This is a genomic window from Yersinia sp. 1652 StPb PI, assembly GCF_041538345.1.
In the GTDB taxonomy this organism is placed as follows: domain Bacteria; phylum Pseudomonadota; class Gammaproteobacteria; order Enterobacterales; family Enterobacteriaceae; genus Yersinia; species Yersinia enterocolitica_E.
In genome coordinates this window covers 2,100,067-2,120,288 of sequence record NZ_JAULSM010000001.1, presented here as the reverse complement: position 1 = coordinate 2,120,288, position 20,222 = coordinate 2,100,067, and the positions used below count along the sequence as shown (strand labels likewise).

The window sequence follows — 20,222 nt, the reverse complement described above, 5'->3', positions numbered from 1 at the left end:
TCATGGGCTAAAATTGCCACTACGACCTTATTTTCAGAGTTGAATCGATGAAATGGCATGATGGATTACGACAGCCCGGTGTATTAGCCGCATTAAGTGCTGCGGTGCTGTTTGGTGCCGGAACCCCGCTGGCAAAACAGTTACTCAATACAGTCAGTCCATGGCTACTGGCGGGCCTGCTCTATTTTGGCTCAGGTGCCGGCCTGGCGCTCTACCGTCTGCTCACCCGAGCAACAGCCGTGAGCCTGCCTCGCAACGAACGGCGGTGGTTTATTGGTGCCATTACGGCTGGGGGGATTGTTGCCCCGGTTCTGCTGATGATAGGGCTAACGGGTATGCCTGCATCTGGCGCATCATTATTGCTTAATGCCGAAGGGGTATTTACCGCCCTACTGGCCTGGTTCGCGTTCAAAGAGAATTTTGACCGTCGCATCGCCCTTGGCATGATAGTGATTGTGGCCGGTGCAGCTATTTTAAGTTGGCCGGGTGAAGCGCGTTTTGCCGGATGGTGGCCAACACTGGCAATTCTGGGTGCTTGCTTTGCCTGGGGGATTGATAACAATCTGACCCGTAAGGTTTCATTGACGGATGCCACCTGGATTGCGTCAGTCAAAGGACTGGTTGCCGGTATCGTCAATCTCGGGCTGGCTTTTGTCCTCGGCGCAACATTGCCACCACTGACAAATCTGGCAGCGGCCCTTCTGGTGGGATTTTTTGCCTATGGCGTGAGTTTGGCACTCTTTGTTATCGGCCTGCGCCATCTTGGTACTGCTCGCACTGGTGCTTATTTCTCTATTGCCCCATTTTTAGGGGCTGTATTGGCCGTTATTATGGGTGACACTGTCACTATACCACTCATCGTGGCGGGTCTCCTGATGGCTGTAGGGATCGCATTGCATCTCACTGAACAGCATGCCCATCAGCATATCCATGATGAATTGCTGCATGAACATGAACATCACCATGACGCACATCATCAACATACACATGATTTTCCTGTGACAGTCGGTGTGGCGCATAAGCATCGCCATCAACATCAGCCACTGGCACACTCCCACCCGCATTACCCGGATTCACATCACCGCCACAAGCATTGAGTCGGTACAACTTGCCGCGTTACCCGCGGCTCAGCTATGCAAAGGCCTGGCTATTGGTCTTCGAGTTGGCTAAACCGCAACGCCAAATGATCAAGCACACTGCGAACAGACGGCAGTAATCCCCGCCGTGATGGATATACCGCATGAATAATCTCATGGCGTAATACCCAATCCGGTAATAAGCGAATCAGCGTTCCAGCCATCAGCTGATCTGCCACCATCATAACCGGGAGCTGTACTGCCCCGACACCACTCAGTGCTGCGCTACGAAGCGTTGTCATGTCGGCCGTCACCAATCTGGGTTGGTGATAAATCGCAGCATGCGCGCCCTCTGGCCCGGCTAAATGCCAGATAAATTCTTGGGGCGCGCGGCCCAAGCCCAGACTTGGCCAGCCAGTCAGATCTGCCGGAACATTGACGATACCTTGTCGTGCCACCAAATCCGGGCTGGCCACCAGACACTGACAACGGTTACCCAACACCTTCAACACCAAATCACTGTCTTGCAACGGCGGTGGCCGAACCCGAATGGCAATATCAATGGCTTCAGCAATCGGGTCCACTTGTCGATTGGTCGATTCAAGATAAATCGTCACCAAAGGACAACTGACCATAAAATCCGCCAGCATGGTGCTAACCGTGGCCTGTAATAGCGCCACTGGGCAGGTGATGCGCACCACACCACGGGGTTCTGCCCGTGTTAAGTCAATTGATTCCTGAGCGGCATTGGCCTCTTCCAGCATCGCTTTACAGTGTTCGTAGTAGGTACGCCCCACGTCGGTAACCGCAAAACGGCGGGTTGAACGCTGAATTAAACGCACGCCCAGTCGCTCTTCCAACAATGCCAGCCGTCGGCTCAGTTTTGATTTTGGCAACCCCAATACCCGCGCGGCAGCACTGAATCCACCGTGTTCCACCACTTCTGCGTAATAGTAGAGATCATTAAGATCTTGCATAACCTGCCTCTGTATTACTTGCCAGAGATAACTTCATCATTGTTCTGATAATAGAACAGTGATAACTAATTTTGCTATCTACTGCTTAAATTATCCTAATTATATACTTTATCCAACATGAAGCCCGACCAGAGGTTGTGCCGGGCTGCAACACCTCATTGATGATGTTTGTAAGGAGTTTACGATGAAAAAAGTTCAAGGTATTTATCGCGCACCGCGCCAGCATTGGGTGGGAGATGGTTTCCCGGTTCGCTCACTGTTTTCATATCAAAGCCATGGTAAACAGCTCAGCCCGTTCCTGCTGCTGGACTATGCCGGGCCGATGGATTTTACCCCGACCAAACATCGCCGGGGTGTCGGGCAACACCCGCATCGTGGTTTTGAAACTGTCACCATCGTTTATCACGGCGAAGTTGAACATCGTGACTCCACCGGCAAAGGCGGCGTTATTGGCCCTGGGGACGTGCAGTGGATGACGGCAGGTGGCGGGATTCTGCATGAAGAGTTTCATTCAGATATGTTCGCACAACGTGGCGGTGCCTTTGAAATGGTGCAATTGTGGGTCAATCTGCCCGCAAAAAATAAAATGGCAGATCCTGGTTATCAGGCCATTCGCAGTGAAACTATTCCTCAGGTAGTACTAGCTGAAGATGCTGGCAGCCTGCGGGTAATAGCGGGTGAGTATGCGGGTAAAAATGGCCCTGCTCAGACATTCTCACCACTCAACGTCTGGGATATACGGCTGAATCAGGGTAAAAGTACGGAATTTTCACTGCCCATTGGCTGGAACACGGCATTAATTGTGTTGCGTGGTACCGTATTGGTCAATGGCGATGCCGTTGCCCGCGATGCCGAAATGGTATTACTGGATGCGGCGGGCAGCAATGTAACTATTGAGGCCAATAATGATTCGGTGCTGTTGCTACTGAGTGGTGAGCCGATTGATGAACCTATTATCGGTCACGGGCCATTTGTGATGAACACTCAGCAGCAGATAATCGAGGCCATCGCTGATTTTAACGGCGGTCGTTTTGGCTCAATGGATACCCACTCATAACCCTTTATCTATCCGCCATTGCCTGACGAGGTTTTTGTCAGGTAATGGCCGGTTACCTTCCAGCAAAGCATCCCACCGTTTTAAAATAGACCTTAGTCGGAAATAGATTGATTGCTGTCACGTGCCAGCAATCAATCCCACATTTAGCTATCTGGATATCGACTAAACTTAATATTACTTATTCCTCCATTTAGCACTGGCTGATTAACACAATGATGTTCATGGTGTGGACACAGAGCGATGTATTGAAATACCACCAGCGTAAATAAGACGGCCGTATTTTTTTAATCTTGATGCTATTAATACGTATTGGAATATTTGTCATTTATCCTATTTTATTTATTTAAGAATAGTGCTATTTCAATGGTTAGAGCGGTAATTCATTTACGTAACACGACTGCCAAGCGCTTCTTTTACATAGGAATTTATCATGAAGCCCAAAAAAACAGCAGCATCGCAGGATGCCACGCAGTCTGAATACGACGAAAGTAGTGCGTTATTAAGTGCATTGGACCGCTCATTAGCCATCATTGAGTTTGATCTCAACAGTCGCATAATTGCGGTTAATCAAAACTACCTTGATTATTTTGGCTATCAACGTGATGAAGTCATTGGTCAACATCATCTTATGTTTTGCCATCCACAATATGCCAGTAGCGACGAGTATCAGACACTGAAGAAATCTTTACTGGCGGGGAAATCCGTTGAGGGCCGTTTTGAGCGATTGCACAAAGACGGATCCACGGTCTGGCTGGCCGCCATCTATCAACCGGTACCAGGCCCAGAAGGTAGCGTTACCCGGATGGTGAAAATCGCTAAGGATATTACTTTTTTAATTGAGCAACAAAAAGCCACTCAAGAGTGGGTAGAACTTTTAACCCAATTAACTGATCGCAGCGACAGCGCAATGTTTATTGCCGCTAATAGTGATCACGGGCAACAAGCAGTTTATATTAATCAAGGATTTACTAAGTTATTCGGTTATACACCCGAACAGGCTCTGGGCCAGAGCATGGTCGATTTACTCCAGAGTGCACATCCTGAACAACTGGGGTTAATTGATTCCACTTCGCCAAATTCACATCAGCAATTACTGCCCAAAGAGTTGTTCTACAGTAAAGACAAACAACCGCATTGGTGTTCCGCCATTATCAACTCGCTGGTTGATGAGCAGGGTAAACCGAGTTATAGCATTGGCGTGTTGACTGATATCACGCTGACCAAAATGTATGAAGTGTTGCAATATAAGGTACTGGAAGCACTGGTTAAAGAGCGGCCACTGGAAGAAGTGATGTCTTTGCTGTGCCACGAGGTTGAGCGGATTGCTCCCGAGGTGACCGCCAGTATTTTGCAAGCCAGCGGGCCCCACTACCTCAGCCATCTCGCGGCGCCCAACCTCCCCCTGATTTATACTGCGGCGCTGGCCTGTGTGCCTATTGGCCCGGGATCTGGCTCATGTGGCACCGCCGCATTTCGTAAAGAACCGGTTGAAGTCCATGATGTTGCCACTGACCCATTATGGGAGAACTATCGGCACCTAATTCTACCCCATGGTTTGTTAGCTTGTTGGTCGACGCCTATTCTGTCGAGCCAGGGGGATGTTCTGGGCACATTTGCCTTTTACTACAAAGAAGCGCGAGGCCCCAGCGAGTTCCACCATCAGTTGGTCAAATTAATCGCAAATTTGTGCTCGTTGGCGATGGAACGGGAGCAATCACGTCAGCAAATTCAGCATTTGGCTTTTTATGATTCCCTGACTGGCTTGCCTAACCGCACTCAGTTTCTGGTTTATGCCAAACAAGCTATCGCCCTTGCCGCTGAAATGGATTACACGCTGGCAGTATTAATCATTAATCTGGATCGTTTTAAACAAGTTAATGATTCACTCGGCCTGGCCGCCGGTGATGAATTACTTGCCTTGATTGCCCAACGATTGCGCAACGACATGCCCAAAAGTGACATTATCGGCCGCTTATCGGGCGACGAGTTTATTATCATTTTAGCCCCCTGCACCATGCAGCAGGCTACCGTGAAGGTTGAGAAAATGCTCAGTCTGCTGTCTCAGCCCTGTCAGATAGCCAACGTCAATATTATTCCTTCGGCCAGTGTCGGGATCAGTTTGTATCCTGAAAATGGTTTAGAAATGGATGCGCTGATGAATCACGCCGACATTGCCATGCATAAAGCCAAGAATATGGGACATGGTCATTTCAATTTCTTCAGTGCAGAGATGAATAATCTCAATCAACAGCGCCAGGATATGGAAGATGCTCTGCGTCATGCATTTCATATCGGGTCTCTTGAGTTATTTTATCAACCACAAGTGATGTTAAAAGATGGGCACCTATATGGTGTGGAAGCCCTTAGTCGCTGGGTTCACCCCATACTGGGGAACATTCCCCCACAGCGTTTTATTCCTATTGCTGAAGAGTGCGGGCTGATCAACGAACTGGCTCTGTGGGCGATTGAGACGGCTTGTCAACAGTTGGCGGACTGGCGTTTACGGGGTATTGATGTGCCCTCGGTTTCAGTGAACTTATCGCCAACCAATTTCCATAATCCAGGCTTGCCGGACATGATTTTGCATATCTTGCAGCATTACCACTTGCCGCCGCAGGATCTCACGCTGGAAATCACCGAAGACATATTAATTGCAAATAATCCGGCGATTTTTGCCACGATAGAAAAAATTCATCGACTGGGTGTGCGTTTATCAATGGATGACTTTGGTACCGGCTATTCCAGTCTGAGTTATCTGCGCCATTTGGATCTTGATGAAATCAAACTGGATAAAAGTTTTGTCCATGATCTTGAGCATGACGAAACCAGCCGAACATTAAGTGAGGCGGTGATCCGTATTGGTGAAAGTTTGCAACTATCAGTGATTGTCGAAGGGGTAGAAAACGAGGCACAACGTACATTATTGAGCCGCCAAGGTTATCAAATAGGCCAAGGTTTTCTTTTTTCCGAGGCATTACCTGCCGTGAAACTAGAACAGTGGTTAGAGCATCGCACTACCAGTAGCTAATCAATAACAAGAGATTAATTATTAGTTGTAGTACCCTATTAGTCGATTTAGAACACCAATAGGTGACATTGTCACTATCGTTTGGTTGGCGATGGCTAACCTTTTCATTCGTCGATAAATTCTTTATTCTTGTCGCCTTTGCAATCTGGATGTTGTTTTTTTGTTATGCAAAAATTTCTTTTTCTGCTGTTAAGCCTGATTCTGCTCGGCCCATTGGGCATCGACCTCTACTTACCCACGATTCCCGCGATAGCCAAGGGGCTAAACAGTAGCGAGTCGCTGATTCAATCCACTATTGCCTTGTTTATTCTGGTGCTGGGTATTGGTCAGCTGATTGCTGGGCCATTAGTCGATAAGTATGGGCGTAAACCCATAGCCATCATCGGTATTATTCTCTACATGCTGGGGGCCGCGATGGCTGCACTGGCAGTCAGCCCGCTGATGTTTGTCAGTTCTCGCCTGTTACAAGGTGTCGCTGTTTGCTGTACTGCGGTAGTGGCATTCAGTGGGGTGCGTGACCGCCTCAACGGTAATGAGGCCGCGCGCGCTTTTGGTTTCCTTAATGGGACGTTAAATATCGTACCCGCATTGGCTCCCTTGCTCGGTGGTTTGTTGGCGGAAGCCTTTGGCTGGCGCGCCCCATTCTGGTTCCTGGCGTTATATGGCTTGCTGGTATTAATTCTGATAATTATCTTCCTGCCAGAAACACGGCCAGCGGGTACCCAAGCCGTTAAGGGCTTGCCGATAAAGAACTATCTGCGCATCTTACGTGATGACCGTTTTCTGATTTTCGCACTGGTGAACGCGGGCGCTATGGGCATGGCCTTAACCTATGTCTCGCTGGCACCCAACGTATTGATGGTGGGCGCAGGACTCAGCCCATTACAGTTCTCACTGGTGTTCGGCGCCAATGGCTTTTGGATCATGGCGGTCAGTTTTATTGCTAACCGTATTATCCAAAAAATCGGCCGCCCTACCTGCCTGATGACCGGCAGCCTGTTGATGGCGCTGGGGTGTCTGGGGTTATTATTTGGTCTGACGCAACTGTCGGCAGAAATACAGCAACACTGGCTGGTGTATATGTTACCCGTTGCCAGTGCCTGTGCCGGTTTAGCCTTTATGATGGGGCCAGCCACCAGTTATGCATTGGAGCCGTATGCCAATGAAGCCGGTGTCGCCTCCGCGCTGGTGGGTTTTGTGCAAATGGCCGGGGGAGCTGGGTTAGGCTTGCTGGCAATGTCCTTACCAATCGAGCCTAAATTATCACTTGCCATCGTAATGCTGGCAGGGTGTCTACTGGCTTGGCAGGCACGCCGTGCCAGTAAGCATGTCCGTGGTAACTTGCAGAAAATAAACTAGAAACAACCTAAGTGCGCTCGGTGATGACGCTAACGCGACTCGCCAGTGCACACATCAACTCATACCCCACGGTGCCTGCCGCCGCCGCCACATCATCGATTGGCAGATTATTCCCCCAGATCTCAACTTTACTCCCCATTTGCGCCTGCGGACAGGGTGTCAAATCTACGGTTAGCATATCCATTGAAATCGACCCCACCGTATGAGTCAGTATGCCATCCACCCTGATGGGCGTGCCGCTGGGAGCGAGCCGTGGGTAACCATCGGCATAACCGCAAGCGACGACACCGATGCGCTGTGTGCCTGTGGCACTGTAGCGGCTGCCATAGCCAACACTGTGCCCTGCTGAGAGCGTCTGTATGGCGATAATTTCGCTGTGCAGCTCCATTACCGGGCGCAATCCAATGCCAGCGATATCGTTTACATCGCCACTGGGTGACGCGCCATAGAGGATAATACCAGGCCGCACCCAATCAAAGTGGGTTTCAGGATTGCGCAATATTGCCGCCGAGTTGGCAAAGCTGCGCGCAGCCACCAGATGCCCACTGGCCTGCTGAATCAGTGTGAATTGCTCGCTGGCACCAATAGGGTTATCTGCATTGGCAAAGTGGCTCATTAGCGTCACCTTGCCGATGTTATTTATACTGTTAGCCCATTGCCAGATAGCCTCTGCCTGCCCGATGGGAAAACCTAAGCGATTCATGCCGCTATTAAGTTTTAAATAAATATCGAGTGGTGTGCTCAGCCGCGCCGCTTTGATGGCGTCAAGCTGCCAGTCACTGTGTACCACGGTGGTTAACCGGTAATGGTCGAGAAGGACTATATCTTGCGCACGAAAGAACCCCTCAAGCAGCAAAATAGGCCCTTGCCAGCCCTGTTCACGCAACATTATCGCTTCATTTAAATCCAATAACGCAAAGCCATCGGTTGCGTCCAGCCCTTGCCAAATGCGGGCCAGACCATGGCCGTAGGCATTGGCTTTCACCACTGACCAAATTTTAGCGGCACCGGCCAGACGACGAACAATACTGAGGTTATGGCGCAAAGCAGATAAATGAAGCGTAGCGGATATCGGGCGAGGCATGCTTTTTCCTTCTTGGGCGGTATTCAATTATTTACAGCCCGGCAGTGGGCTGTAATGATCAATCGGCGCCTTTTAGCGCACAGGGTGAATGTCGTGTAAGGGCGTGATATTCAGTGGCCGAAAGCCCGCGCTATAACGCGCGACCGATAAATCATCCGCCAGAATCGCTGGGCGACGCCCATACATAATATCAGCCAATAATTGACCCGACCCACAGGCCATGGTCCAGCCCAAGGTGCCATGGCCGGTATTCAAATAGAGATTTTTCAGTGAGGTTCGCCCGACAATCGGCGTACCATCAGGTGTCATCGGGCGCAGCCCGGTCCAGAACGTGGCCTGACTGATATTGCCCCCATGAGGGTACAAATCACCCACCACCATTTCCAGCGTCTCACGACGTGCTGGTGCCAATTGAGTATTAAATCCAACGATTTCCGCCATCCCCCCAACCCGAATCCTGTCATCAAAGCGCGTAATGGCAATCTTGTAGGTCTCATCCAGCACGGTGGAGAAAGGTGCCGAGGCCGGATCTGTAATAGGAATAGTGAGTGAATAACCTTTTAGTGGATAAACAGGAATCGAGACCAGCCCGGCTAACAGCGCCGTAGAGTAAGCGCCAAAGGCCACTACATAGGCATCTGCGTTAATAATATCGTCGCCACACAGCACACCGGCGATTTGGTCACCGTCCACCAGCAATTTATCCACCGAGCGATTGAACACAAACTTAACCCCAGCCTGCTCGGCCATTTGGGCTAAGCGTTCAGTAAACAGTTTGCAGTCGCCGGTTTCATCATTAGGTAAACGTAAACCACCGGTCAGTTTATGTGCAACTTTCGCCAATGCCGGTTCCACCGTTGCCAGTTGATCAGCCGTTAGCAGTGAATATGGCACCCCCGCATCATCTAACACCGCAATATCCTTGGCGGCGTTATCAAATTGCTGTTCAGTACGGAACAGTTGCAGTGTTCCCCCCTGACGGCCTTCATACTGAATACCAGTGTCTTCACGCAGCTCTTTTAAACAGTCGCGGCTGTATTCTGCCAGACGCACCATACGGCTTTTGTTGAGCCTGTAGTGGGAAGTGTCGCAGTTTCTCAGCATCTGCCACATCCAGCGTAGCTGGAAGCTGCTGCCGTCAAGGTGGATTGCTAACGGCGCATGGCGTTGGAACATCCATTTAATGGCCTTCAGAGGTACCCCAGGCGCGGCCCAAGGTGCCGCATATCCCGGCGATATCTGACCTGCGTTACCGGCACTGGTTTCCTGCGCGGGCCCCTGCTGACGGTCAATCACCGTAACATCATGCCCGTCTTTGGCTAAGTACCAGGCACTGGCTACCCCCACCACACCGCTTCCTAAAATGACAATGCGCATACCATCCTCCCCCCAAACAACACCTAAAGCACAATATTCTGTTGACAGAAAATTAACTCAGCAGAAAAATCTAGCCAACATATTAATGTCAGGTCGTGACTTAATTCACAATTAATTTACAATGCAATTACTTTTCAGTTCAATAGCGTTAGGAAAATAGAGATAAGATGCTATTTTTGCCCAATTAAACGTCGGAAAGGAGAGAAAGCGCCATAATACCCACAATTAGCAGCATGAATAATTGGCATGTTGTGCATGACTCTTTTACTAGTTTTATATTCCATAAATAAGCCAGTAAATCAGAATAATAATCTATAAAATCCAATTAATCGTACAGACTGATACGACAGCAATGATTCTGGCGCGAACCGGCAGTCAACCTACCTGTTGTTTGAAAGATGGCGGATATTCATTGACATAAGGTCTTGCCATGCCTCAACTTGTTAATCTTGAGCTAGGATTATTGAAGTGACCAGTATTTTGCAGGGTTATAAAACCGTGAGGATGCGCTAATGACAACTTCAACACCGAAACAAACCGCGCAAGATAAGCGCCTGACTGACGGCCCAGACTGGACATTTGAATTGTTGCAGGTCTATCTGGACCAAATAGACCGGGTGGCAAAACATTACCGGCTAGATACTTACCCCCACCAGATAGAGGTTATTACCTCCGAACAGATGATGGATGCCTATTCAAGTATCGGTATGCCTATCAACTATACCCATTGGTCTTTTGGTAAGAAATTTATCGAAACCGAGCAAAAATATAAGCACGGTCAGCAAGGATTAGCCTACGAGATTGTGATTAACTCCAATCCCTGCATCGCTTATTTAATGGAAGAAAATACCATTACCATGCAAGCCTTAGTGATGGCTCACGCCTGCTATGGACATAACTCTTTCTTTAAGAATAATTACTTATTTCGAGCCTGGACCGATGCCAGTTCGATAGTGGATTATTTGTTGTTTGCTCGTCATTACATCAGTGAATGCGAGGAACGCTATGGGGTGGAAGAAGTAGAGCGGCTACTCGACTCCTGTCATGCCCTGATGAATTATGGGGTGGACCGCTATAAACGCCCGCAAAAGATCTCTTTAGTGGAGGAAACCGCCCGGCAGAAAAGCCGCGAGGAGTATCTGCAAAGTCAGGTCAACTCGTTGTGGAAAACCCTACCGCGCAAGGATCGAGGGGAAGTCCAAGCCCAGGCTCAACGCTACCCCAGTGAACCGCAGGAGAACCTGCTCTATTTCATGGAGAAAAATGCTCCGCTGCTGGAGTCATGGCAACGAGAAGTGCTGCGAATAGTCCGCAAAGTCAGCCAATATTTTTATCCACAAAAACAGACACAAGTGATGAATGAAGGTTGGGCCACCTTCTGGCATTACACCATTCTTAACCATCTGTACGATGAGGGTAAGGTCACTGACCGCTTTATGATGGAGTTCTTGCACAGCCACACCAACGTTGTGTATCAACCGCCGTATAACAGCCCTTATTACAACGGTATTAACCCGTATGCCCTTGGCTTTGCCATGTTCCAAGATATCAAGCGTATTTGCCAATCACCGACGGAGGAGGACTATTATTGGTTCCCGGATATCGCCGGTAAAGATTGGTTGGATACGTTGCATTTTGCCATGCGCGACTTTAAGGATGAAAGCTTCATCAGCCAGTTCTTATCACCGAAAGTAATGCGTGACTTCCGGCTATTCACCGTGCTGGATGATGATAAGCATAACTATCTGGAGATTTCAGCCATTCATAATGAAGAAGGTTATCGGGCTATACGTAATGAATTGTCTGCTCAATATAACTTGAGTAATCACGAACCAAACATTCAGGTATGGAACGTTGATCTGCGCGGAGACCGCTCCCTGACCCTGCGCTATATTCCTCATGATCGGGCACCACTGGATAAAAGCCGTCAGCAAGTGATGAAACATATTCACCGGCTATGGGGGTTTGATATTCATATGGAACAACTGAATGACGATGGCTCGATTGAGCTACTCGACAGCGTGCCGCCAAGAGCCAATAAGCTCTAGCACAGGGCAGACGAGGTGGATAACCGCGCGAGCTATTGCGCCACATCTTGCCATGAAAAAGGGGCATTTAATGCCCCTTTTGCGTTGCAATTTTACGCAATATTCGCCTAACGGCGTGCTTCGGCCAAATCACTTGGCATCGTGCCCTGCATGCTGTGCCAAATAGCACCACTCTCTTTACCGTATGCTCTCAGACACTCTGACACCTGATCATGGGCTTTTTCATCACACAGCGCTGACAGTTTGCTGTAGAAAGTCAGTGCCAGTTTACGGGCTTCAGGATTCGAGAAATAGTAACGCCCAACCCGGGTATAAAGCCCTTTCATCCCATTTAGGATCAACCCATAAATAGGGTTACCCGAAGCAAAAGCCAAACCACGGAAAATACCGTAATCCAGTGCGGTGAAAGCCTCGGCGTGATCATCAACCGTTTGAGCTTGTGCCAGGATTTCTTGTGCTTTCTCTGGATGATTACGGATTGCCGTGCGAACGAAGATGGTAGCGATATTTGTTCTGACTGCCAGTAAGTTGTCTATCAATTGTGGCACGCTGTCGTGGTCAAGCCGCGCCAGTGTTTCCAGAATATTAAGACCAGACGTTTCCCAAAAATTGTTTACTTTCGTCGGTTTACCATGCTGAATAGTGAGCCAGCCATCGCGGGCTAAGCGTTGTAACACTTCACGCAATGTAGTGCGAGTCACTCCAATCAGCTCTGAAAGTTCACGCTCCGCGGGCAAAATAGTGCCTGGAGGGAAGCGATTATTCCAAATACTTTCAATAATATACTCTTCCGCGAAACCGGCAGGACTTTGCGCCTTTATAACCATATTTTTGACGTTCCGTAGCGATACATATCAGCAATTTAGTGTGCTCATCATACCAGACGACGCTATCGTGACATAGCATCAGGATCGAACAAATGGTGAAAGTAGTCATAAAGTTGCAAAAATTGCGCAGATGGAATGATGTACAGATTATACCAATTGCTTTTAGAGCAATGACGTAACGTAAAATGTAACTTTAGGCAGTAATTGCACCATAATAATTTTAATAAGGAGACTGTAACTCACAATGGATATGACCATTAGACAAGCTGTACTCAAGAATTTTCTCGGGAATTCACCTGATTGGTACAAGCTGGCAATTATCGGGTTTCTCATTATTAACCCACTGGTATTCTTTTTTGTCAGCCCATTTATTGCAGGCTGGATGTTGGTGGTCGAATTTATCTTTACACTGGCTATGGCGCTAAAATGTTACCCACTGCAACCAGGGGGTTTATTGGCCATTCAAGCCGTTGCCATCGGTATGACCCGCCCGCATCAGGTGGCAGAAGAAATTGCTAATAATCTGGAAGTGCTGCTGTTGTTGGTGTTTATGGTGGCAGGTATCTATTTCATGAAGCAGTTATTACTGTTTGTATTTACCAAACTGCTGTTGAATATTCGCTCAAAAATCGTTCTTTCATTAGCCTTCTGTGTCGCCTCTGCCTTCCTTTCGGCATTCCTTGATGCCTTAACTGTAATTGCCGTGGTTATCAGTGTTTCTGTTGGTTTTTATACTATCTATCATCATGTTGCATCAAACCATAGCGATAAAGATATCACCGACGACAGTTGGATCGATAATCAGGAAAACCGTAAAACCTTGGAGCAATTCCGCGCTTTCCTGCGTAGCCTAATGATGCATGCGGGTGTGGGTACTGCGCTGGGTGGCGTAATGACCATGGTTGGCGAGCCGCAGAACCTGATTATCGCTAAGAGTGCCGGTTGGAACTTTACCGACTTCTTTATTCGCATGCTGCCCGTGACGTTACCCGTCTTGTGTTGCGGATTATTGGTTTGTCTGCTGGTAGAACGTTTTAAACTGTTTGGTTATGGTGCACAGCTTCCCGAGCGCGTTCGTCAGGTTTTGACTGACTATGATCAACAAGCCAGTGCGAAACGGAGCAAGCAAGAGAAAGTGAAGCTTCTGATCCAGGCCCTGATCGGTGTTTGGTTGGTGCTCGCATTGGCGCTGCATTTAGCCGAGGTAGGCTTAGTCGGATTATCGGTGATTATTCTCGCCACCTCCCTCTGCGGAATTACCAATGAACATGCACTGGGTAAGGCATTTCAGGAGGCATTGCCTTTTACTGCCCTACTCACGGTGTTTTTTGCCGTGGTTGCCGTCATTATTGAGCAGAGCCTCTTCTCACCGATTATTCAGTTTGTTTTACAATCTTCACCATCAGCACAGTTATCACTGTTTTATCTGTTTAATGGCTTACTCTCTTCGGTATCCGACAATGTCTTTGTCGGCACCGTATACATTAATGAGGCGCGGAAAGCATTTGAATTGGGCATTATCTCGCTGCAACAGTTCGAGTTGTTGGCCGTCGCCATCAATACCGGGACCAACCTGCCCTCGGTAGCAACACCGAATGGTCAGGCCGCTTTTTTGTTCCTGCTAACCTCCGCGCTGGCCCCACTGATTCGCCTATCCTATGGCCGAATGGTATACATGGCCCTGCCTTATACCATAGTGATGACAAGTGTCGGCCTGCTCGGCGTGGAGTATTTATTAGTTCCGGTGACGGAGTGGATGATGCAAAGTGGCTGGATAAGTTTGCCTGATCTGGCAGCCGGGGCTAGCATCACACATTGATCGCTTGCATTATAGTATCTGCCAGCCCTACACTTTTGGTCGCCGCGGGGGCTGTTATTAGCTTCGAGGGATTATGGGCTGGCAAAACAAACCAAATATCTCACCCAAAGTAAAATTCAGGCTTGTGATAACTTGTCACGCGCGAGAAAGAGCTGATTTTTGCCTAATTTTACCTTTGGGTGGCTGGCAGCAAAGATGAATTGGTTTACACTGCCGGTACAATTGCTTACTGCATGGAAAATAAAGATATGTTGCAATTCCTTAACCGCTGCTCTAAAGGGCGCGGTGCTTGGCTTTTAATGGCCCTGACTGCACTTGTACTAGAATTGATTGCACTCTATTTTCAACACGTGATGTTGTTACAGCCTTGTGTAATGTGTATTTACGAACGTGCTGCGTTATTCGGTATTCTGGGGGCATCGTTGTTGGGTGCCATTGCACCTAAATCGCCCTTGCGCTACCTGGCAATCTTTATCTGGATCTACAGCGCATGGCGCGGTGTTCAGCTCGCCTGGGAACATACCATGCTGCAACTCCATCCTTCACCGTTCACCACCTGTGATTTCTTTGTCAGTTTCCCTTCATGGTTGCCACTAGATAAATGGTTCCCAGCTGTCTTCGTTGCCAGTGGTGATTGTGCAGTAAAACAGTGGGAATTCCTGTCGTTGGAAATGCCGCAGTGGTTGGTGGGTATCTTTGCGGCATATTTATTGATTGGCGTATTGGTGCTGATCAGCCAATTCGTTAAACCGAAAAGACGTGACCTGTTTGGTCGATAATTTTCATGCCTGTCGGTATAAATGGATCCCATTTTGCCAGGCCTTGATTGTTCCGGCATTGACGAGTAGTTACAGCGTTGTTTCGCATCCCCAGATAGAAGGTTATTTCAGCGTTGAGAACAGCCTCAACGCTGATTTTCTTCAGTAAGCTAACGAACAGGTTGGGGCCCTCAGGAGTTTTGAGATTTTGACCTGTTCGTTAGCCAGGGTCTATAACTGTTTTGCGTCCATAGATTGACCTTCATTTGATGCTGAATTGAACATGTCAAAATCAGTCAATGACACAAATTGAGGTATAGGGTCTTATTTATGGTCCCAGATTTAATTAGTTTTTATCGCACCTGGCAGATATACATACTCTTTAAATGTATTCCATTCTACCGGCTTATTTTCGTTAACCAACTCGGCGCCGATCACTGTCTTTTTGCCTTTATGGTTAATCGTTACACCATCTTTCCCGAAAATACCTGATGCTTCAGTGACGCCTTGTTTATCGGTACTGGTGCTGCTACCAGAGCCACCAAGCTCAACCATTTCATCTCCAACGAGATCAGTCGACCCCATATAGGATAGGTTGAACTTAAGACTATTTTTATCGATCTGTTCAAACTCTTTGACACTTTGAATGTTCAGATCGCCACCAGCATCAAGCTGCACCATATCGCTTGTTATTCTTGCTCCTTTCAGTTGCATATCTTTTTTGCTTTCCAATACAACACTTTTGCCAGTTATTTGGCTATTTTGGTGTTTAATAATCCATTGCTTATCTTTATCATTGTTAATATTAACGCTACCTCCTGTTAGTTTATGTTCTGCGCTACTACCTGTATTTGAGGCCGATGTTTTTGAGCCACTGGCACTGGCTGAAATAAAGAAGTCTATATTGTCTTTCGGGGCTTGGCTTTGTGCAGATTCTAACAATACACCACCATTAACTGCATTCATATTAAGCATCAAGGCATTAAGCTGTAACCCCTGAGCATAAATGGCCTCGTTATCGTCACTCTTCGCTCTCATAGCAACATCTCCGCGGCTGTAAATAGCAACTCCCTGACTAAATAAAGTCGACTCATTAACCCTCTTTTTCTGAGCTGTGAAGCCGACAGCGCCGCCTGTTGTAGTATTATCAGCAGAGCTGGAGCGACTTATGCCAAGCACCGCACTACCACCGGCTTTATCTTCGCGGGTTGCACTGTCAGAAACTGATGCTAACAGACGGATCTGTCCCCCTGCGTTCAATTCAACATCGTTTACAGCCGCATCCTGTTTGCCTAGTTGAGTACCGACCAGGATCAAATCGCCATTGTTCGCGGATAAATTCACATTCCCCCAAGTGATAATGCTGCCTTTGATAGCATTGTTATAAAAACTCGTTCCTTGCTGTTGGTGACCAGCACCTTCAGCATCCACCCCCGTAGAATCCGCCTTCAAACCAATTTTTAAGCCACCTTTGCCATAGACTTCTGAGATGTTTTTATCACCACTACTTGTGGCGTGATCGAAGTAAAGTTTATTACCAGCAGTAGCCACCACGTCTCCTGTGCCCCCGTCTATCTGTGTTGCTTGCAAGTAGCCATTATTAGCGGTCTGAATATTAACCCCTGACATAGACTGCAACACACTTGGTAGTGATTCCTGAGTGTAAAAATCGCTGATGCTAACCCCGCCTTCACCCTTTACAGAGATTTTTATATCTTTACCGGTGCTGGTTGCCACTCTCACGCCCCCCTGTGCGCTCTCTTTTTTCTCATCACCTTTGCCACTATTTACGGCTGATTTATTAAAGTAATCTGTAGCCGTAATATTTATTGATTCGCCACTCTTATATTGAGTACCTTCGTCAATGACGGTGTCGCCTGTTACTTTAATCTTCCCCTTTGCATAAATTGAAGTCACAAATGCTACAACACTTTCTGCGGATTTCTTGATTTTATGACCTTTTCCATTGATATCTACGCCTAAATTGGGTGCTTTCAAGTTGGGTAGAACTACGCCATTTTCATCGACATTATTCTCGATTGCTTTTTTAAACGGTCGGATTATCCCGCTGTAGTCAATATTAAAACCAACACCACCAGAGGCATGTTTTTGTGTCGTACGTCCAATTGAACTATTGTTACTGGCAAGCTGATTTATATTGTTTCCTTTCGCAGAATATTCGCCCCCAGCCACATGTTGACTGCCTTGTTGCGTAATATCTCCCAAAGCATATAAGGATATATTACCTGCACTATTCAAACGAGAAACTATGCCAGTATCCGTAGCAAGATGGCTTTTTTCGTCATCATGGTTAAAACTCACTCCATTTCCGGCTTTATTTACACCACCGGTGTAATAAGCACCACCACTGGAAATCGTTTTTGTTTTATCAGAAATAGCGCTGTTTCTGGCCGCAAACACACCGATATCGTGGAGACTTCTCAGAGTTATATCACCTTTGGTAGAGTTTAAGGTTGTACCATATAATTCTAAATTACCATTTCCTGACTCAATAGTGATCCACTCGGCGTTTATTGTGGCCACATTACGTTCTTTTTTTAAACTAACTTCAGTTTCTTTAGCATGCTTAATCATAAAACCAGCATTGTACTGTCCCTTACTTATCTCCTTTGTATAAAAATCAAAACTAAGGCGTGTTTTTTCCTCATCAATTTTCTGTTGTTGCATGGCCGCAGTAATGCTAACGCCAGCCCTGCTTTTAATATTAAAATTATCTTCAATATTAAATAGGCTACCATCAATAACAACACTACCCGCATTTATCTTAAATATACCTTTTGCATCAACTTTACTATCAACAAATCTTTCATAGTGATTATTTTTTTTACTCGAATCAATATCAATACCAAAGATTGCGGTACTTTCTTTCTTATCATATAAATTTATTTCATTCAAAGTACCGCTAAATACCACCTTATCTCCTGATATATCCACTGGACCTCTAGAGATTATTTCGCTGGAGTTGATAGCAACATTGCCCTGGCCAGCAATATTAACCTCCCCTCCAGAAACCTTGCTTTTATGAATAATATCATAATCACCTATAACTATATTTTTCTCAGCTCCGCCAAACCCCAACCCTTGTTGATAGTGTTTATTAATTATTTTTTCATGTTTTGTTTTCTGCGCACTAATATCGATATTATTCTTTGCTTGTATAGATAACTCTTTGTAAGCCTCTACTTCGGTTCCCGAGAGAATAATATCCCGACCTGATTTAATATTAATATCACCATCAGATAGTAATTGGGTTATTTCTAGATCTGTATGTTTAGTATATGAATTATCATGACCACTTTTCAAATCTGTATCATATCCATCGTAGTCTATCTTTTTCTCAGAAATAATAGCTTCTTCTTTACCACTCATTTTTATATCTTTTGCTGCTTTAAGCGTTAATTTTTCAAGCGCCTTAACCTTTATCGCATTTATCGACAGGTCACCTGAATCGGCCTCAAGTGAAATATTTTTTCCTTGCAAGTGTGTGTTATAAACGTTCACTGTTGTTTCTGTTGCACCCCCTGTTCTTTTTGCGTCGTCATAATGAGTTACATCTCTCTTTTTTTTATAGTCTGTTGAATTAATTGCTACTGCCCCACCTTTAATGAACAAATCGCCGTAAGCATCGCTACTACTGACATTGGTAAGATTAATATCGCCATCCGCCTCTATTTTTATTTTTGGACTTGTTAACGTAACCCCTTCATAACCTACTGACTTATTACCAGATCTGATATTAACAGTTGATGCCTTTATATTTAGCTCACCAGAACTCACTAATTCTTCGGCGGCTACATTTAATTCCCCTGTAGTGTTTATGTTCAAAGAAGTTCCAGCTACTATATTTTTTGATAGGGTTAATTTTCTTTGGTTTTTATTATCAAAAATTTTAATTCGATTGGCACTCATGCCACCTAATAAAACCCCATCAATTGCATATCCGTTGCTGTGGTGTTTAACGTCGCCAATGATATCACCATTAATATCAACTGCATTCGACCCAAGAATGATACCAATATCATTTTCAGCAACCAAATCACTATCAATTTTTATTTCCGGGGTAATAAGGTATAAAGACTTAGCTATTTTATCTTTATCATTAATATTTTTTATTACTATTTTTTTATGAGAAGTAGTCATTATGCTCCCATATTTTCCGTCATCAACCATTATTACATTACCGGCCCCCAAGGTAACTTTATTGAAGTTAGGGTCAAAGCTACAACCATCACAGGTAACTCCATTGGGATTTGCCAGGATATAATCCGCGTCAGCGCCTACCAAATGTTGACGGCCAAGCAGAATGGAAGGATTATCACCAACAACTTCATTTAAAATCACTTCAGCTCCACGCCCTCCCGTAGCCAGGTTTGGATTAGCAGCAATGCTTTCCTTATCGTAATTTGTATTTTGTATTGAGTTATTAAATACCGCTCCTGGCTTATCTACGTTAAAGTCTTGATATTGGTTGTGAGATAACCCCGATTCAGACGGTGGGGCGATATTTATTAGCACAGCACCATTGTCCAAATGACTAATTTCAGGGCGATTAGCCTTCTCTCCTGCTGCTTCTATTCCTGCAGCATAACTTATTGATACCGGGGTGAGAATCATCGATATCAAGACAGCCAGTTTACCACCCGATGAGAGTGTGAATTGTTTTGTTTTCATTTAAATATCCTAATTTAGTGGTTTATATATACCCTAAATAATTTGAATTGCAGGAAGGCGGCAACTGAGCAACTCCCCAGAAACTTACATCAATAAGTGACTGAGCTGAATCAAGGCAGC

General features: G+C 46.4%; 12 protein-coding genes and 1 pseudogene. 7 read left to right on the top strand and 6 right to left on the bottom strand.

Annotation, left to right across the window (positions count from 1 at the left end; genetic code table 11):
• Positions 1 to 47 precede the first annotated feature (47 nt).
• Positions 48 to 1,097, top strand: coding sequence for a DMT family transporter (locus Q2T71_RS09785; protein WP_372558944.1), 1,050 nt, complete (start codon positions 48 to 50; stop codon positions 1,095 to 1,097).
• Between the two features lie 50 nt (positions 1,098 to 1,147).
• On the opposite strand, the gene Q2T71_RS09780 is transcribed toward Q2T71_RS09785, so the two are convergent.
• Positions 1,148 to 2,053, bottom strand: coding sequence for a LysR family transcriptional regulator (locus Q2T71_RS09780; protein ID WP_372558943.1), 906 nt, complete (start codon positions 2,051 to 2,053; stop codon positions 1,148 to 1,150).
• Positions 2,054 to 2,237: 184 nt separating this feature from the next.
• Here Q2T71_RS09780 and Q2T71_RS09775 point away from each other — a divergent pair, with 184 nt between their 5' ends.
• From Q2T71_RS09775 to Q2T71_RS09765, 3 genes are all read left to right on the top strand, one after another.
• A complete protein-coding gene (locus tag Q2T71_RS09775; protein WP_372558942.1) occupies positions 2,238 to 3,110 on the top strand; it encodes a pirin family protein in 873 nt (290 codons plus the stop codon).
• 430 nt (positions 3,111 to 3,540) lie between these two features.
• Positions 3,541 to 6,138 (top strand): EAL domain-containing protein, encoded by a 2,598-nt coding sequence (locus tag Q2T71_RS09770; RefSeq protein ID WP_372558941.1) that lies wholly within the window; start codon positions 3,541 to 3,543, stop codon positions 6,136 to 6,138.
• 165 nt (positions 6,139 to 6,303) lie between these two features.
• Positions 6,304 to 7,497 carry a Bcr/CflA family efflux MFS transporter gene (locus Q2T71_RS09765; protein WP_083158975.1) on the top strand — a complete coding sequence of 398 codons (1,194 nt, stop codon included), beginning with the start codon at positions 6,304 to 6,306 and terminating at the stop codon, positions 7,495 to 7,497.
• Between the two features lie 7 nt (positions 7,498 to 7,504).
• Here Q2T71_RS09765 and dadX read toward each other — a convergent pair whose 3' ends face one another.
• Both dadX and Q2T71_RS09755 read right to left on the bottom strand, forming a co-directional pair.
• On the bottom strand, positions 7,505 to 8,581 hold the full coding sequence (gene dadX / locus Q2T71_RS09760; RefSeq protein WP_372558940.1) for a catabolic alanine racemase DadX: 1,077 nt from the start codon (positions 8,579 to 8,581) through the stop codon (positions 7,505 to 7,507).
• A 72-nt stretch (positions 8,582 to 8,653) separates the two neighbouring features.
• On the bottom strand, positions 8,654 to 9,958 hold the full coding sequence (locus Q2T71_RS09755) for a D-amino acid dehydrogenase (RefSeq protein WP_372558939.1): 1,305 nt from the start codon (positions 9,956 to 9,958) through the stop codon (positions 8,654 to 8,656).
• Positions 9,959 to 10,470: 512 nt separating this feature from the next.
• Here Q2T71_RS09755 and Q2T71_RS09750 point away from each other — a divergent pair.
• Positions 10,471 to 12,006 (top strand): SpoVR family protein, encoded by a 1,536-nt coding sequence (locus Q2T71_RS09750; protein WP_083158978.1) that lies wholly within the window; start codon positions 10,471 to 10,473, stop codon positions 12,004 to 12,006.
• 107 nt (positions 12,007 to 12,113) lie between these two features.
• Here Q2T71_RS09750 and fadR read toward each other — a convergent pair whose 3' ends face one another.
• Entirely contained in the window at positions 12,114 to 12,833 is a 720-nt protein-coding gene (gene fadR / locus Q2T71_RS09745; RefSeq protein WP_372558938.1) for a fatty acid metabolism transcriptional regulator FadR, read from the bottom strand.
• A 244-nt stretch (positions 12,834 to 13,077) separates the two neighbouring features.
• On the opposite strand from fadR, the gene nhaB reads away from it, so the two are divergent.
• Positions 13,078 to 14,652 (top strand): sodium/proton antiporter NhaB, encoded by a 1,575-nt coding sequence (gene nhaB, locus Q2T71_RS09740; RefSeq protein WP_372558937.1) that lies wholly within the window; start codon positions 13,078 to 13,080, stop codon positions 14,650 to 14,652.
• 248 nt (positions 14,653 to 14,900) lie between these two features.
• On the top strand, positions 14,901 to 15,431 hold the full coding sequence (dsbB, locus tag Q2T71_RS09735; RefSeq protein WP_372559895.1) for a disulfide bond formation protein DsbB: 531 nt from the start codon (positions 14,901 to 14,903) through the stop codon (positions 15,429 to 15,431).
• 76 nt (positions 15,432 to 15,507) lie between these two features.
• Here dsbB and Q2T71_RS09730 read toward each other — a convergent pair.
• Together Q2T71_RS09730 and Q2T71_RS09725 are read right to left on the bottom strand one after the other, a co-directional pair.
• Positions 15,508 to 15,638: pseudogene (locus tag Q2T71_RS09730) on the bottom strand (IS256 family transposase); the annotation flags it as partial.
• 114 nt (positions 15,639 to 15,752) lie between these two features.
• A complete protein-coding gene (locus Q2T71_RS09725) occupies positions 15,753 to 20,102 on the bottom strand; it encodes a hemagglutinin repeat-containing protein (protein ID WP_372558936.1) in 4,350 nt (1,449 codons plus the stop codon).
• Positions 20,103 to 20,222: the final 120 nt, after the last annotated feature.